Below are 15,690 nucleotides of genomic sequence, written 5' to 3'. Positions count from 1 at the left end.
TCCATGAGCAGGACGGACTTGAGCAAGTGGACGCCCGGAGACGGCCGCCACACGCCCCGCAAACCACCGTCCGCCCCGCACCCGACACCACCCGGGCACGGGGCGCACGTACCGCTACGCGGTCAGCGTTCAGACGCGTACGCCACGAAACTCCCCCACGCACCCGGCGCGAGCGCGAGTCGAGGACCCATGAGGTCCTTGGAGTCGCGGACGTGAACGGCGTCGGGCGCTATCGCCACTTCCACGCAGGAGTTGCCATCGGGGCCGTCGCTGTAGCTGCTCTTGAACCAGACCAGTTCGGGAACGTCCCCGGCAGAAGCCTTGCGGATCATGTCTCTCCCAGCACTTGCTCGATGAAGGCCAGCGACTCCCGCGGGGTGAGAGCCTGGGCCCGGATCGCCCCGTACCGCAGCTCGAGGATCCGCAGTTGTTTCGGATCGAAAGTCGGTCGGCCGCTGAATGCACCGTCGGAACGACCTGCCGCCGTGCCGTCGGCGAGCTTCAGCACCTCGATTCTGCCGTCCAGGCCGGGGTGAGCCCCCGCGCCGGTAGGCATTACCTGCAAGGTGACGTTGCGCAACTTCCCCACCTCCAGCAGGTGTTCGAGCTGCTGTCGCCACACCATTGTGCCTCCAACGCGCCGACGCAGAGTCGCCTCTTCCAGGACGAAGCTGAGAGCCGGAGCAGGAGACCGCTCGAAGATGGACTTCCGGGCCATACGGGCAGCAACCAAGCTCTCCGACTCCTCTTCCGAGTACGGCGGCAGCCACGCTTCGAACAGGGCGCGCGCATGCTCCGGTGTCTGCAGCAAGCCGTGAATACTGAGCCCGACGTACACACCCAGCTCGACCGCCTTGGCCTCCAGTGCCGCCAGTGCCCGCACGCTCTTCGGATACCGGACCCTCTTCACGTCCTCCCAGGTCGCCGAGATGAGTCCGCCCGCCCCCAACACCTCGTCCGCCCTGTCCAGATACTCCTGCCGGGGAATCCGCTTTCCGCCCTCGACCTTGTAGACGAGGTCCTCTCCGTACCCCACCGCCGCCCCGAACTCGGCGGCCCGCATGCCCACCGCCTCGCGCCGCAGCTTCAACTGCCGGCCCACCGTGGTGATGACGGCGATGCCCCACTCGTCGTCCGGGTCCACCTCCCACCCGGGCTCGTCCGCCTCGCTCCCGGCCCGTACCGCCTCGCCGTCCACCGTCATGTCGCGCCCCTCCGTCGTCCCGCGCCGTACCGCGACGCCCTACCGGCACCAACCACCCCGACCGTCCGGACAGCACCGGACAACCGGCGGACAGTCACCGCACACGGTCACGCGTCACGAAGCATGCTGGAGCGCGGAAGGCACCACCGGAGGCGCCGAACGCACAATTCACACGTTCGAGAGGCGCCATGCCATCACCGACCGGCCCCGACCTCCGCCCGCCTCCAGGCCCCTCCCCCACCGCCCGTCAACGCATCGCTCGGCACCGCTCACACCCCTCACATCTGAGCCCCCACCGACAACGCCGACGCCGCCGTACACCTCACCGACAGTCGCCGTACGCACCCCCGCAATCACGCACGGCGACGCACGTCGGCCACCACCCTGGGTGCCGTGCACCAGGAAACCGCCGCCGTCACGGCTCAACCGACCAGCCCCTTCCCCCACTTCAGCGTGTTGCTGTCCGCCACCCCGCGCAGCGCCCGCCTCGCCCGGCTCCTCGCGGACGCCCACCTCCGCGACTGGGGGTACGACTCGGAGGCCGCGCGCCAGGTCGTGGCCGAACTGGCCGTCAACGCCGCCACCCACGGCCGTGTCCCGGGCCGGGACTTCCGTCTCGCGCTCTACGTGATCGACGGCACGCTCCGCATCGAGGTCACCGACACCCGCAGCGAACGCCTGCCCGAGCTCCAACCGCCCACTGCCGACGCGGAGTCGGGCCGCGGCCTGCTGCTCGTGGACGCGCTCGCGGACCGCTGGGGCGTCGCCGAGGACCGCTTCCCCCGCAAGACCGTCTGGGCCGAACTGCGCCTCACTCCAACGGAACCCACGTCCTGAGGCTCCGGTGCCTCGGCGCCTTCCCGAGCAGGCCCTGACCGCCCGAGGCCCGCGATCACTCGGGCGGGTGAACATCACCGGCTCCGCAGGATCCGCGCGCCCTCGACTCGCCTACGCTCAGCGCACCTCACTCCCCCAAAGACGTCGGCCCTCGCCGGGACTGCAATCCCGGTGCGAGGGCCTGACCACCAAGGAAGCAGCACCTTCCCGATGGATGCACGAAACCTAGCGCGCCCCCGCGCGCCCGGTCAGCCGCACACAGCAATCCCACCCGATCGCGTCACCACACCGGTGGCAGGCCTCGGCTGCCACGTCCCCTCGCTCGCCGTCGGCGCGCGGGCTCCCGGCGGGGACCTCAAGTCGCCCCACCGCCCGCCTGTCTGAGGGTCGACCCTCACCGCCGCCGCCCTTCCGCACCCACACCGCCCACAGGATCCACGTGCTGCCCTCCTTCACCGTCACCGGCTTCCTCCCGCTGGGCCGCTTCTCGGTCTCCTTCGGGGACGCCGAATCGCTACTGGTCAGCGCGCCGGAGTTCGCGGACTCGGCCACCCGGACCGGCCTGTGGGACGGACTGCACGACTATCTCGATCGCTTCCTGACCTTGGAGGACACCTACCACGACGTCCTCCAGGGTCTCCCGCTCATCCACAGGCTGTGGCTCGGCGGCAGCTTCGTCAGCACGAAGGTCGACCCCGGCAACATCGACGCCACCCTCCTGATCGACGTCCGGGCCGAACGAGCGGTCCGCGGCAGGCCGGGCTCGAAGTGGCTGACCGATGCGTTCAAGAGCAGGGACAGCATCAGACGGAAATACGGTGTCTCCCCGGTCAGAGTCGGATACCAACCGGTGGGGCACGTCTTCCGGCCGGAGCACATGACCGCCGAGGAACGGACATACTTCATGCACAGAGGGGTGTGGGACGACTGGTGGCAGCGGTGCCGGCTGCCTGACCAGGCGGACCGCTCTCCGTCCGAGGCCAGTGCCGTCCCGGCACGCGGGTACCTGGAGGTGCGACTGTGACGACCGGCGACAGCTGGCGCGAACGCAGGCGCGCCCTGCTCCGGAACGACCCGAACGCCACCGCCCGCGCACAGCGGCTCCTGGAGGAGATGGGGACGGAAGAGCGGGACGACGACGCGGTCGAGGCCGACCACCGGGCAAGTCGACTGGCGGCCGCACGGCAGTACGAGCCGAACGCCCACCTGGACGAGGAACTACGACTCCGGCTCACCGGCCCGGACACCGAGGGCGGCGCCCTGCGCTTCCAGTGGGGCGACGCTCTCCTCGACCCCGTCGAGAAGGCCGTCTCGGCCGCGGCAGGGACCCCGGTCCAGTTGGAGCTCACCGGCCTCTCGGCGGGCAGCACCGTGATCCACGCCCGCCCCGTCGCTGCGGCGTACGCACCGGACGAGCCGGCGCTGGACGCTCCCGCCACCTCTGCCACGAGCACCGGCATGCAGACCTTCACCAGGCTCCTGGACGCACTGGAGTCCGAGGAGGACATCCGCGAGTGGTCCCGGCTCTTCGACTCCGTGGACGCCGTGGCACGCGCGCTGGACAAGTACGCCCTGGACCTGGACGTGACCTGGTACGACGCGAACGGGGGCATGCGCAGCGCACGGCTCGGCGAACGCGGCCGGCAGTACGTCGGGCGTCTTCGTGGCACCCGGCCCCGCGACCAGGAGATCACCGTCTCCGGCCGCATCACGGAACTGCGGGAGAGCGGCTGGGTCAAGGTGAAGACGGGCACCGCCAAGAACGCTCCCGCCTACGACGTCCACTTCGAGGACCCCGAAGTCCTGATCCGCATGCGCCCGGTCCTCGGGGACAACGTCCACTTCCGGATTCGGTTCAGGCAACGCCTGGATGCCGTCGGCATCGCACGCGCCACCGAGTACACGTACCTGGGACAGGCCGCGGAGCAGGTGGCGCTGCCGCTGGATCCCTGACCGGCCCGCCCCGCGGCACCGGCGTGCCGTGCGCACCGGGCGGCTCCCCCGGAGTCGGGAGGCGCCCGGCCCCGGTCGTCAGCTCAGGGTCTGCAGGGACGCCGCGTCGTACGGCGCCAGTTCGTCGAAGCGGCCGGCCAGGACCTTGGCCGCCCACTGCGGGTCCTGGAGCAGCGCGCGGCCCACGGCGACGAGGTCGAACTCGTCGCGCTCCATGCGGTCCAGCAGGTTGTCGAGGTCGCCCAGCTCGGCGCCCTCCCCCTGGAACGCCTTGAGGAACTCGCCGTTCAGGCCGACCGAGCCGACCGTGATCGCGGGCTTGCCGGTCAGCTTCTTCGTCCAGCCGGCCAGGTTCAGGTCGGAGCCGTCGAACTCGGGGGTCCAGTAGCGGCGCGTGGAGGCGTGGAAGGCGTCGACGCCGGCCGCGGCGAGCGGGGCGAGGATCGCCTCCAGCTCCTGGGGCGTCTCGGCGAGGCGCGCGTCGTAGGCGTCCTGCTTCCACTGCGAGTAGCGGAAGATCACGGGGAACTCCGGCGAGACCCGCTCGCGCACGGCCGCGACGATCTCCGCCGCGAACGTGGCGCGGGCGACCGGGTCGCCGCCGTAGGCGTCGGTGCGGCGGTTGGTGCCGGCCCACAGGAACTGGTCGATGAGGTAGCCGTGGGCGCCGTGCAGCTCGACGCCGTCGAAGCCGATGCGCTCGGCGTCGGCGGCGGCCTGGGCGAACGCGGCGACGACCGCGTCGATGTCGCCCTGCGTCATCGCCTTGCCCTTGCCCTCGGTGCCGTCCGTGCGCACACCGGACGGGCCGACCGCCGGGGCGTCCGGGTAGGGCGCCTGGCCCTGCTCGCGGACCATGCCGATGTGCCACAGCTGCGGCACGATCGTGCCGCCCGCCGCGTGCACCGCCTCGGCGACCTTCGCCCAGCCCGCCAGCTGCTCCTCCCCGTGGAACCGCGGCACCCGGTCGCTCTGCCCGGCGGACTCGTGGCCGACGTACGTGCCCTCGGTGACGATCAGTCCGACACCGGCGGCGGCACGGCGGGAGTAGTACGACACGACGTCCTCACCGGGCACGCCGCCCGGCGAGAACATGCGGGTCATCGGCGCCATGGCGATGCGGTTGGGGACGGTCAGGCCGTTGATCACGGCGGGCCGGGACAGGATGGCGGCGGCTCGGGCCGCGGTGTCCGAAGCGGTGACGGTCACGTGGGGGCTCCTTATCGGGGGGTACCGATTGGTATGTGCGTATGCATCGAATGCACCTCCCACGCCAACGGGGATGCGGCGGAAGACATTCCGTCGACCCGCGGTCACCCGTGTGTGATCCCGATCACCGCAAGAAAACCTCTGGCACCGGCGGACGCATCGGGCGCACGATGACCGGCATGACCGCCGCGCGCCTCCGGACCGGCACCGCATGAGCCGGACCCGCACCCTGCGCCTCGGCCTGTACGCGGACGAGGCGGGACTGGCGTGGGCGGGTGCGCTCGTGGACGAGGCCGTGGCGGCGCGGCGCGCCCGGCTCGTGGAGCGGACCGTCCTGCGCGTCCTGCCCGGCAGCTCGACGGCGACCGCGCACCTCTACGACGACCTGGCGGAGCAGTGGGCCCTGGAGCACCCGGGCCACGACGCCGGCGGGCGCGAACCGGTCGAGCTGCGCGTCCGGCTGGTGTGCTCGCTGCGCACCTGGCGCGCCGTCCGCAAGGCGGTGCTGCGCGGCCTGTGCCCGGAGGGCGCGGAACCGCACGTGTGCCGCGTGCCCTGGTGCGTCTCCTGACACGCCCGAGGGCGGCACCCCCTGTCGAACAGGGAGTGCCGCCCTCGGTACGCGACGGACGGATCCGATCCTCGGAAGGATCAGAAGTCCATGTCACCGCCCGGCATGCCGCCGCCGGCCGGGGCCGCGGCCTTCTCCGGCTTGTCGGCGATGACGGCCTCGGTGGTGAGGAAGAGCGCGGCGATGGAGGCGGCGTTCTGCAGGGCAGAGCGGGTCACCTTCGCCGGGTCGATGATGCCTTCCTTGACCAGGTCGACGTACTCGCCGGTCGCGGCGTTCAGGCCGTGGCCCGGGGTCAGGTTGCGCACCTTCTCCACCACGACACCGCCCTCGAGGCCGGCGTTGACGGCGATCTGCTTCAGCGGGGCCTCCAGGGCGATGCGCACGGCGTTGGCGCCGGTCGCCTCGTCACCCTCGAGCTCCAGCTTCTCGAACACCTGGGAGGCCTGGAGCAGGGCCACGCCACCACCGGCGACGATGCCCTCCTCGACGGCCGCCTTGGCGTTGCGCACGGCGTCCTCGATGCGGTGCTTGCGCTCCTTGAGCTCCACCTCGGTGGCGGCACCGGCCTTGATGACCGCGACACCGCCGGCGAGCTTCGCCAGGCGCTCCTGCAGCTTCTCGCGGTCGTAGTCCGAGTCGCTGTTCTCGATCTCGGCGCGGATCTGGTTCACACGGCCCTGGACCTGGTCGGCCGAGCCGGCACCGTCGACGATGGTGGTCTCGTCCTTGGTGATGACCACCTTGCGGGCCTTGCCCAGCAGGTCGAGGGTGGCGTTCTCCAGCTTGAGACCGACCTCCTCGGAGATGACCTCGCCGCCGGTGAGGATGGCGATGTCGCCGAGCATGGCCTTGCGGCGGTCGCCGAAGCCCGGGGCCTTGACGGCGACGGACTTGAAGGTGCCGCGGATCTTGTTGACGACCAGGGTCGACAGGGCCTCGCCCTCGACGTCCTCGGCGATGATCAGCAGCGGCTTGCCCGACTGCATGACCTTCTCCAGGAGCGGGAGCAGGTCCTTGACGTTGGAGATCTTGGAGTTCGCGATCAGGATGTACGGGTCGTCGAGGACGGCCTCCATACGCTCCATGTCGGTGGCGAAGTACGCCGAGATGTAGCCCTTGTCGAAGCGCATACCCTCGGTGAGCTCCAGCTCCAGACCGAAGGTCTGGGACTCCTCGACGGTGATGACGCCTTCCTTGCCGACCTTGTCCATGGCCTCGGCGATGAGCTCGCCGATCTGGGTGTCGGCGGCGGAGATGGAGGCCGTGGAGGCGATCTGCTCCTTGGTCTCGACATCCTTCGCCTGCTCCAGCAGGGCACCGGAGACGGCCTCGACGGCCTTCTCGATACCGCGCTTCAGAGCCATCGGGTTGGCACCGGCGGCGACGTTGCGCAGGCCCTCCTTGACCAGGGCCTGGGCGAGAACGGTCGCGGTGGTCGTACCGTCACCGGCGACGTCGTCCGTCTTCTTGGCGACTTCCTTGACCAGCTCGGCGCCGATCTTCTCGTACGGGTCCTCGAGCTCGATCTCCTTGGCGATGGAGACACCGTCGTTGGTGATCGTGGGGGCGCCCCACTTCTTCTCGAGGACGACGTTGCGGCCCTTGGGGCCGAGCGTCACCTTCACGGCGTCCGCGAGCTGGTTCATGCCGCGCTCGAGGCCGCGCCGCGCCTCCTCGTCGAACGCGATGATCTTGGCCATGTGAAGTGGTCCCTCCAGGACTGGGGGTGATTCCTTCGGACCGCGCCCGCGCCCGCGACGGACGGCTCGCAGGACCCTGTGGTTCCTTGCCCCACTGGCCCGCGGGCCTCACCGACCCGGTCCTTACGTTGTCACTCTCACCTTCAGAGTGCTAACGCAATGATTAGCACTCGCCCCTCCCGAGTGCAAGGCGCGCCCGCGAAGCGGGAGCCGTTTCCGGGCGGTGCCGGGGGGCCGACCTGGGCGCTCCGCCGCGCGCGAACACGGTGAAGGGCCCGCACCCCTCGGGTGCGGGCCCTTCACCGGCAGAAAGATTCCTTGCGGCTGGTAGCGCGTTCAGGCGGTGACGCGAACCATGTCGGCCTGCGGGCCCTTCTGGCCCTGCGAGATCTCGAACTCGACCCGCTGGCCCTCTTCCAGGGTGCGGTAGCCGTCCATCTGGATCGCACTGTAGTGGACGAAAACATCCGCACCACCGTCGACCGCGATGAAGCCGTACCCCTTCTCCGCGTTGAACCACTTGACGGTGCCCTGAGCCATGCCTAACTCCCCTATTACTGGCCCTTGCACAGATCCACACTTCGCGGATCCGGGTCAGACCTCACCCCCCAACGGTTGGGGGCGTGCGCCGGAACGCGTCGACCGCGGCCGAATGTATCTGTCCAACTGCCGTCTGCAACAGGTCAATCGGACGAGAAATCTGGACGACGCCGGTCCGGAATATGGCGAGAATTCGCCTGAATTCAGGGCAAGTCGGGCCACACAAAGGCCACAAATGCCGCGAAAGACGCCCACACTTTGGCTACATCCAGTCGGACGGGCGGCAGGAATTCAAGGTTCCCGATCAGGGGGTCGGGACCGCGTTCCCCAACTCTACCGTGCTCAATCCCATGGAATTGCCCCCTCCGCTTCTCTCACGGAGGGGGCAGTTCCCCGAACGTTCGGTAACGGTCATTACCGAAGGTAATGATCAGCCGCCGGCGACCGCCGGGATGATGGAGACACCGGCGCCGTCCGGGGTCGCCGTCTGCAGGCCCTGCTCGAAGCGGACGTCGTCGTCGTTGACGTAGACGTTGACGAACCGGCGCAGCTTGCCCTGGTCGTCCAGGACCCGGGCGGCGATCCCGGTGTGGTTCTTCTCCAGGTCCTCGATGACCTCGCCCAGCGTGGCGCCCTCGGCGCTCACCTCGGACTGCCCACCGGTGTAGGTGCGCAGGATGGTCGGGATGCGGACAGTAACGCTCACTTCAGAACCTCCGGTCGGATGAGACAGCGGGGACGCGGGGGGCGACCGGCCCCACCGGCCCGTGGACGAGCGAACAGACGACGGTCACGCGAGACCGGCCTCGCGGAAGGAGTCGAGGCTGGGACGGATCGTCGCCGTGAGTCCCGTACCCGCCACCGCGTCCAGCGTCTTCAGACCGTCGCCCGTGTTGAGGACGACCGTCGTCAGCGACGGGTCCAGCGCACCGCTCTCCAGCAGCTTCCTGGTCACGCCGACCGTGACACCGCCCGCGGTCTCCGCGAAGATCCCTTCCGTCCGGGCGAGCAACTTGATCGCGTCGACGACCTGCTCGTCCGTCACGTCCTCCACCGCGCCACCGGTGCGCCGCGCGATGTCGAGCACGTACGGCCCGTCCGCCGGGTTGCCGATCGCCAGCGACTTGGCGATGGTGTTCGGCTTCTGCGGGCGCACGACGTCGTGACCGGCCTTGTACGCGGTGGACACCGGCGAGCAGCCCTCGGCCTGCGCACCGAAGATCTTGTACGGCCTGTCCTCGACAAGACCGAGCTTGATCAGCTCCTGCAGACCCTTGTCGATCTTCGTGAGCTGGGAGCCGGAGGCGATCGGGACGACAATCTGGTCCGGCAGCTGCCAGCCGAGCTGCTCGCAGATCTCGTACGCCAGCGTCTTGGAGCCCTCGGCGTAGTACGGCCGCAGGTTGACGTTGACGAAGCCCCAGCCCTCGCCGGCCGGGTCGCCGATCAGCTCGGAGCAGAAGCGGTTCACGTCGTCGTAGTTGCCTTCGATGCCGACCAGCTCGCCGCCGTAGACGGCGGCCATGACGACCTTGCCCTGCTCCAGGTCGTGCGGGATGAACACGCAGGAGCGGAAGCCGGCCCGCGCGGCGGCGGCGCCGACCGCGCCGGCCAGGTTGCCGGTGGAGGAGCAGGACAGGGTGGTGAAGCCGAAGGCGCGGGCCGCTTCCAGGGCCTGGGCGACCACGCGGTCCTTGAAGGAGTGCGTCGGGTTGCCGGAGTCGTCCTTCACGAACAGCTTGCCGGCGTCGACGCCGAGTTCGCGGGCGAGGTTGTCGGCCTTGACGAGCTTGGTCCAGCCGGGGTTGAGGTTCGGCTTGGTGGCCACGTCCGCCGGGACGGGCAGCAGCGGCGCGTAGCGCCAGATGTTCGCGGGGCCCGCCTCGATCCGCTTGCGGAGCTCCTCGGTGTCGTAGGCCGAGAAGTCGTAGGCGATCTCCAGCGGGCCGAAACACTCCTCGCAGGCGAAGACGGGGCCGAGGGGGACGCGGTGCCCGCATTCGCGGCAGGAGAGCGCGGCGGCGGGGCCCAGGTCGACGGAGGTGCCGGCGGCGGAGTCGGTGGTGCTTGCAACGGTCTGCACAGCCATGTGAGGCGAGGCCCTTTCTCCTCATCTTCCTCACGACGCATCTCGCCGTGAGACGGATTTGGCACCTTCCCTAGTCGGGAGCCTCGCCACGTCCGTGTGACAAGAACCGACTGGAGGGTTGCCGGGGCTTCATCGGGCCGTGTCCCTCTGCCCCTCTGGATGAGCGGTGTTCAGTTGTCGGCGCCACGACCCCGGCATGCGGTGGTCATCGGCGTTGTTCAAGACTGTAACCGAAGGCCTGCATGGTGGAGATAGCCGTCCGAACCGCGAGATGGATCACAGGCCAGTGAGGAGCCGGGGACCGTGCTGGAAGAAGTCGAGCGCTGGCTGACCGACCGTTCCTGGTCGGTGGCCGACCGGCCGCTCCACCGGGTCCTGGCCGCGAAACGGGCCACGGGTCAGACGGTGAGCGTGGTGCTGCCCGCGCTCAACGAGGAGGCGACGGTCGGCGAGATCGTGTCGGTCATCCGGCGCGATCTGGTGGTCGGGGCCCCGCTGGTCGACGAGGTCGTGGTGGTCGACTCCGGCTCCACCGACCGCACCGCGGAGCGCGCGGCGGCGGCGGGCGCGACGGTGGTGCACCGGGACGCGATCCTGCCGCGCATCCCGGCGGTGCCCGGCAAGGGCGAGGTGTTGTGGCGTTCGCTGCTGGTCACGTCCGGCGACATCGTCTGCTTCGTCGACGCGGACCTGCGGGACTTCTCCTCCGACTTCGTCACCGGCATCGTCGGCCCGCTGCTCACCGAGCCGGACGTGCACCTGGTCAAGGCGATGTACGACCGCCCGCTCACGGTGTCCGACGGTCCCGGCGGCACGGCGGCCGGCCAGGGCGGCCGGGTCACGGAGCTGATGGCCCGCCCGCTGCTGAACATGCACTGGCCCCGGCTGGCCGGCTTCGTCCAGCCGCTCGGCGGCGAGTACGCGGCCCGCCGCACCCTGCTGGAACAGCTGCCCTTCCCCGTCGGGTACGGCGTCGAGCTCGGCATGCTGGTCGACGCGCTGCACCTGGTGGGCCTCGACGCCCTGGCCCAGGTGGACGTCGGGGTGCGCAGGCACCGCCACCAGGACGGGCAGGCCCTCGGCCGGATGGCCGCCGCGATCTACCGCACCGCCCAGCTCCGCCTGGCCCGCGGCCATCTGATCCGGCCGTCCCTCACCCAGTTCGAGCGCTCGGGCGACGCCTTCGAACCCCGCACGTACTCCGTCGACACCGAGGAGCGCCCGCCGATGACGGAGATCGCGGAGTACCAGGCGCGCCGCGTGGCCTGACCCCCGTATCCGGTCGGCCGGTACGTTTGAGTGCTCCGGGGCCGGGCTAGGTTGAGGCGTATGGCTGCAAGCTTCGGTGCTGCTCAGGTACTGGTCGCCTCCAACCGGGGACCGGTGTCGTACGAGGTGCGTGAGGACGGTTCGCTGCGCGCCAAGCGGGGCGGTGGCGGACTGGTGTCCGGGCTGTCGGCGATCGGGCCGGACACGGGGGCGCTGTGGGTGTGCTCGGCGCTGTCCGACGGCGACCGCGAGGCCGTGCGCCGCGGCGTCGGCGAGGACGGCGTGCGGATGCTGGACATCCCCGCGGACGTGCACGCGGACGCGTACAACGGCATCGCCAACTCGGTGCTGTGGTTCGTGCACCACATGCTGTACCAGACGCCGCTGGAGCCGGTGTTCGACGCGGAGTTCCGCCGGCAGTGGGCGTCGTACGAGACCTACAACCGGGCGTTCGCGCAGGCGCTGGCCGAGGAGGCGGCGCAGGGCGCCGCGGTGGTCGTGCAGGACTACCACCTGACGCTGGTCCCCGGCATGCTCCGCGAACTCCGCCCCGACCTGCGCATCGGTCACTTCTCGCACACGCCGTGGGCGCCGCCGGAGTACTTCCGGATGCTGCCGGACGACATCGCGGGCCAGGTGCTGCGCGGCATGCTGGGCGCGGACCGGCTGGGCTTCCTCACCCGCCGCTGGGCGGACGCGTTCACCGCGTGCTGCGAGCGGTTCGCGGGCGGGCTCGGCGGCACCCGGATCGGGGTGCACGGGCTGGGCGCGGACGCGGACTTCCTGCGCGCCCGCGCGCACGAGGCGGACGTCGAGGAGCGGATCGTCGCGCTGCGGGAGGAGATCGGCACGGCTCCCGACGGCACGCCCCGCCGGACGGTCGTGCGGGTGGACCGCACCGAGCTGTCGAAGAACATCGTGCGCGGACTGCTGGCGTACCGGCAGCTGCTGGAGGACCGCCCGGAGTGGCGCGAGCGCGTGGTGCACGTCGCCTTCGCCTACCCGTCCCGGCAGGACCTCGCCGTGTACCGCGACTACACCGCCGAGGTGCAGCGGGTGGCGGAGGAGATCAACGAGCGGTTCGGCACGCCCGGCTGGCGCCCGGTCGTGCTGCACGTCAAGGACGACTTCGCGCGCTCGCTGGCCGCGTACCGGCTGGCGGACGTGGCCCTGGTCAACCCGATCCGCGACGGCATGAACCTCGTCGCCAAGGAGGTCCCGGTGATCTCCGAGGCGGGCTGCGCGCTGGTGCTGTCACGGGAGGCGGGCGCCCACGAGGAGCTGGGCGAGGACGCGGTCACGGTCAACCCGTACGACGTCACCGAGACCGCCCGCGCCCTCCACGAGGCGCTGACGATGAGCCCGGCGGACCGTGCGGAACGCGCCAAACGCCTGGCCGCGGCGGCGACCGCGCTGCCGCCGGCCCGCTGGTTCCTGGACCAGCTCGACGCGCTGCGGGACGGCGCGCGGGACTGACCGGTATGGCCCCTCACACAGGCGTGCGGACGGGCGGGCGTGGATAGGTTGGCGGTATGGGCAGCCACACGGATTCCACGGAACCGAAGGACACGGACACGCGGGACGGGGGCGGCGACCTGCCGGTGCCCGGCACGCGGGCCGGGCGGGAAGGGCTGGACGCGCTGCTCGCGCGGCCGGGCGAGGCGCTGATCGCGTTCGACTTCGACGGCACGATCGCGCCGATCGTGGCCGACCCCGAGCAGGCCCGCGCGCACCCCGACGCGGTGCCGGTGCTCGCCGCGCTCGCGCCGAAGGTGGCCTCCGTGGCGGTCGTCACCGGCCGACCGGCCGAAGTGGCCGTGCGCAACGGCGGTTTCGCGGGCGTCGCCGGTCTCGAGCACCTCGTCGTGCTCGGCCACTACGGCGCCGAACGCTGGGAGGCCGCCACCGGCACGGTCACCGCGCCCGCCCCGCACCCCGGTGTCGCCGCCGTGCGCGCCGAGCTGCCGGGGCTGCTGGACCGGTCCGGCGCGGGGCAGGGCACCTGGGTGGAGGAGAAGGGCCGGGCGGTGGCGGTGCACACCCGCCGCGCCGACGACCCGCAGGCCGCCTTCGAGGCGCTGGGCGGCCCGCTGGCCGACCTCGCCGGGCGGCACGGACTGATCGTGGAGCCCGGCCGCATGGTGCTGGAGCTGCGCCCGCCCGGCATGGACAAGGGCGTCGCGCTGACCGAGTACGCCCGGGACATCGGCGCCGCGTCGGTCCTGTACGCCGGTGACGACCTGGGCGACCTGCCCGCCTTCACCGCCGTCGACGAACTGCGCGCCGCCGGCACCCCGGGCCTGCTGGTGTGCAGCGGCAGCGACGAGGTCACGGAGGTGCGGGACCGCGCCGACGTGGTGGTCGACGGCCCCGCCGGGGTCGTACGCCTGCTGCGGGCGCTGGCGGACCGGCTCGACTGACGGGCCTCGGCGTCCGGCGCGGCGGGATGGCCTCTGGCGTTCGGCCGCTGCGGGACGAGCCTCCGCGTTCGGCCGCTGCGGGACGGACCTCGGCGTTCGGCCGCGGCGCCACGGGCCTCAGCGTTCGGCGTTCCGCGCGGCGCGACGGGCCTCGACGTTCGGTCGCGGCGGGACCGGCCTCAGTGCTCCGCGTTCCGCACGGCGCGACGGCGCCTCCGCGTTCCCCGTTCCGCGCGGCGGGACGGACCTCGGCGTTCGCGACGTGAGGGGGCTCGACGCTCGGTCGCGGCGCGATCGTCGTCAGCGTTCGGCGCGGCGGGTGTCGCGGACGCGGCGGAGGCGATTGACGGTGACCGGGTCGTGGGCGAGGGCGCGCGGGTCGTCGAGGAGGGCGTTGAGGAGCTGGTAGTAGCGCACCGGCGCCAGGCCCAGATCCTCGCGTATCGCCCGCTCCTTCACACCGGGGCCGGCGAAGCCGCGGCGTTCCAGCGCGAGGATGTCCTGCTCGCGCCGGGCCAGCCGGCCGGACTCGCGCTCCTCGTGCCTGCCGTCACCCGCGTCCCCGGCGGCGTCCCCCATGTCCCCCATCTCCATGGTGCGCAGGCTACTCCGCGTTCTCCGCGCGCGTCGCCGTCGCCTGGAGGCCGCCGAGGACGCCCTCGGGGCTGCCGTTGGGCGCGACCGCCTTGCCGATCTCCTTCTTGATCGCCGCGTTGACCGTGGCCCAGGAGGTGTTGCCGACCGGGTAGAGCTCGGAGGTCGGCAGCTGGTCGAGGAACGGCTTGAGGTCCTTGTCCTCGGCGGACGCGGCCATCGCACGGGAGGCGGAGTTGGTGACCGGCAGCAGGTTGTAGTCGCGGGAGAAGTCGAGCACGTTCTCCTCGCTGTAGACGAAGTCGAGGAAGTCGCCGACCTGGTCGCGGTGGCCGTTGTGGTTGAAGGCCATCATCCAGTCGGCGACGCCGAGCGTGGTGGGGCTCTCGCCGTCGACGCCCGGTGTGGGCACCATGCCGTACTCCACGCCCTTCTTCCCGGCGATCTCCATCAGCGAGGGATGGCCGTTGAGCATGCCGACGTCGCCGGCGGCGAACGCGGCGAACGCCTCGGCCCGGTCCAGCTTCCCCGGTGCGACGGGCCCGGTGAGGCCCTTGCCGACCAGTTCGTCCTTCAGCCAGGTGAAGGTCTGCACGTTCTGCACCGAGTCGATGCTGTAGGTGCTCGTGATGTCGCTGTAGCCGCCGTCGCCGCTGAGCAGCCACTGCATGGTCTCGGCCTGCGCCTCCTCCGGGCCGAGCGGCAGCGCGTACGGGTACTTCACGCCCAGGTCCTGCAACGCCTCGGCGGCCGCGGCGAGTTCGTCCCAGGTCTGCGGCGGCGTGAGGCCGGCCTCGCGGAACAGCTTCTTGTTGTAGAAGAGCAGGCGGGTGGAGGAGGCGAACGGCATGCCGTACTGGACGCTGTTGACCTCGCCCGCGGTGGCGAGCTGCGAGAGGAAGTCCGCCTGGACGGGTATGGAGAGCAGGTCGCCGACCTTGTACAGCTTCCCCTCGGCCGCGTAGTCGGCGTACGCGCCGATCTGCGCCATGTCCGGCGGGTTGCCCGCGTCGACCATCTCCTTGACCTCGCGGTCGACGTCGGTCCAGGAGTAGACGCTGACGTCGATGTTCACGTCCGGGTGCTCCGACTCGTACCGCTGGACCAGTTCGTCCCAGTACTTCTTGGAGCTGTTGGCGGCGCTGTCGCCGTAGTCGGCGGCGACGAGCTTCAGCGTCACGTCCGACGAGCCGCCGCCGACGCCGCATCCGCCGAGGACTCCCATCAGTCCCAGTGCGGACACCACCGCGATCGTCCTTGTCCTGACCCGCCGCTGCACGTGCTCGTACTCCTGCCCCGGC

General features: G+C 71.0%; 16 protein-coding genes and 1 riboswitch. Of the genes, 7 read left to right on the top strand and 9 right to left on the bottom strand.

Translation table 11 applies throughout. The features are described from left to right. Positions 1-122 precede the first annotated feature (122 nt). Both FGW31_RS19035 and FGW31_RS19030 read right to left on the bottom strand, forming a co-directional pair. Entirely contained in the window at positions 123-332 is a 210-nt protein-coding gene (locus FGW31_RS19035; protein ID WP_142194646.1) for a DUF397 domain-containing protein, read from the bottom strand. Beyond that, positions 329-1,204: a helix-turn-helix domain-containing protein gene (locus tag FGW31_RS19030; RefSeq protein WP_142194645.1), complete on the bottom strand. Its 876-nt coding sequence runs from the start codon at positions 1,202-1,204 to the stop codon at positions 329-331. Before FGW31_RS19030 ends, FGW31_RS19035 begins: the two co-directional genes overlap by 4 nt. 393 nt (positions 1,205-1,597) lie before the next feature. On the opposite strand from FGW31_RS19030, the gene FGW31_RS19025 reads away from it, so the two are divergent. From FGW31_RS19025 to FGW31_RS19015, 3 genes are all read left to right on the top strand, one after another. Then, positions 1,598-2,041 carry an ATP-binding protein gene (locus tag FGW31_RS19025; protein ID WP_142194644.1) on the top strand — a complete coding sequence of 148 codons (444 nt, stop codon included), beginning with the start codon at positions 1,598-1,600 and terminating at the stop codon, positions 2,039-2,041. A 439-nt stretch (positions 2,042-2,480) separates the two neighbouring features. Continuing rightward, positions 2,481-3,065, top strand: coding sequence for a DUF6932 family protein (locus FGW31_RS19020; protein ID WP_142194643.1), 585 nt, complete (start codon positions 2,481-2,483; stop codon positions 3,063-3,065). Continuing rightward, the gene (locus FGW31_RS19015; protein ID WP_142194642.1) at positions 3,062-3,994 is read left to right on the top strand and encodes a hypothetical protein; all 933 of its coding nucleotides are present in this window, start codon (positions 3,062-3,064) and stop codon (positions 3,992-3,994) included. Before FGW31_RS19020 ends, FGW31_RS19015 begins: the two co-directional genes overlap by 4 nt. Before the next feature lie 78 nt (positions 3,995-4,072). Here FGW31_RS19015 and FGW31_RS19010 read toward each other — a convergent pair whose 3' ends face one another. Then, a complete protein-coding gene (locus FGW31_RS19010) occupies positions 4,073-5,203 on the bottom strand; it encodes an NADH:flavin oxidoreductase (RefSeq protein WP_142194641.1) in 1,131 nt (376 codons plus the stop codon). 211 nt (positions 5,204-5,414) lie between these two features. Between FGW31_RS19010 and FGW31_RS19005 the strand changes: the two genes are divergently transcribed. Further along, positions 5,415-5,774, top strand: a complete 360-nt coding sequence (locus FGW31_RS19005) for a hypothetical protein (protein ID WP_142194640.1) — start codon at positions 5,415-5,417, stop codon at positions 5,772-5,774. A gap of 80 nt (positions 5,775-5,854) precedes the next feature. Here the strand turns inward: FGW31_RS19005 and groL are convergent, their stop codons facing one another. The 4 genes from groL to thrC form a co-directional block, all read right to left on the bottom strand. Next, positions 5,855-7,477, bottom strand: coding sequence for a chaperonin GroEL (gene groL, locus FGW31_RS19000; protein WP_142194639.1), 1,623 nt, complete (start codon positions 7,475-7,477; stop codon positions 5,855-5,857). A gap of 336 nt (positions 7,478-7,813) precedes the next feature. Beyond that, a complete protein-coding gene (locus FGW31_RS18995; RefSeq protein WP_004986573.1) occupies positions 7,814-8,017 on the bottom strand; it encodes a cold-shock protein in 204 nt (67 codons plus the stop codon). A gap of 430 nt (positions 8,018-8,447) precedes the next feature. Then, positions 8,448-8,723: a ubiquitin-like small modifier protein 1 gene (locus FGW31_RS18990; RefSeq protein ID WP_142194638.1), complete on the bottom strand. Its 276-nt coding sequence runs from the start codon at positions 8,721-8,723 to the stop codon at positions 8,448-8,450. Between the two features lie 84 nt (positions 8,724-8,807). Beyond that, positions 8,808-10,106 carry a threonine synthase gene (thrC, locus tag FGW31_RS18985; RefSeq protein ID WP_142194637.1) on the bottom strand — a complete coding sequence of 433 codons (1,299 nt, stop codon included), beginning with the start codon at positions 10,104-10,106 and terminating at the stop codon, positions 8,808-8,810. Positions 10,107-10,124: 18 nt separating this feature from the next. Then, a riboswitch (SAM riboswitch) is annotated at positions 10,125-10,272 on the bottom strand. 137 nt (positions 10,273-10,409) lie between these two features. Here thrC and FGW31_RS18980 point away from each other — a divergent pair. The 3 genes from FGW31_RS18980 to otsB are packed head-to-tail and all read left to right on the top strand — an operon-like array spanning position 10,410 to position 13,795. After that, a complete protein-coding gene (locus FGW31_RS18980) occupies positions 10,410-11,375 on the top strand; it encodes a glucosyl-3-phosphoglycerate synthase (protein ID WP_142194636.1) in 966 nt (321 codons plus the stop codon). A gap of 60 nt (positions 11,376-11,435) precedes the next feature. After that, positions 11,436-12,851 (top strand): alpha,alpha-trehalose-phosphate synthase (UDP-forming), encoded by a 1,416-nt coding sequence (locus FGW31_RS18975; protein ID WP_142194635.1) that lies wholly within the window; start codon positions 11,436-11,438, stop codon positions 12,849-12,851. Between the two features lie 56 nt (positions 12,852-12,907). Further along, positions 12,908-13,795 carry a trehalose-phosphatase gene (otsB, locus tag FGW31_RS18970; RefSeq protein WP_142194634.1) on the top strand — a complete coding sequence of 296 codons (888 nt, stop codon included), beginning with the start codon at positions 12,908-12,910 and terminating at the stop codon, positions 13,793-13,795. A 300-nt stretch (positions 13,796-14,095) separates the two neighbouring features. On the opposite strand, the gene FGW31_RS18965 is transcribed toward otsB, so the two are convergent. Both FGW31_RS18965 and FGW31_RS18960 read right to left on the bottom strand, forming a co-directional pair. Continuing rightward, positions 14,096-14,374 (bottom strand): DUF3263 domain-containing protein, encoded by a 279-nt coding sequence (locus tag FGW31_RS18965; RefSeq protein ID WP_142194973.1) that lies wholly within the window; start codon positions 14,372-14,374, stop codon positions 14,096-14,098. Between the two features lie 25 nt (positions 14,375-14,399). Next, positions 14,400-15,668, bottom strand: a complete 1,269-nt coding sequence (locus tag FGW31_RS18960; protein ID WP_142194633.1) for an extracellular solute-binding protein — start codon at positions 15,666-15,668, stop codon at positions 14,400-14,402. Between the last annotated feature and the right edge of the window lie 22 nt (positions 15,669-15,690).

The sequence above is a fragment of the Streptomyces calvus genome (genome assembly GCF_006782915.1).
In the GTDB taxonomy this organism is placed as follows: Bacteria; Actinomycetota; Actinomycetes; order Streptomycetales; family Streptomycetaceae; genus Streptomyces; species Streptomyces calvus.
Note: the sequence above shows the minus strand (reverse complement) of the source record. Positions and strands in the feature narration are given on the sequence as shown.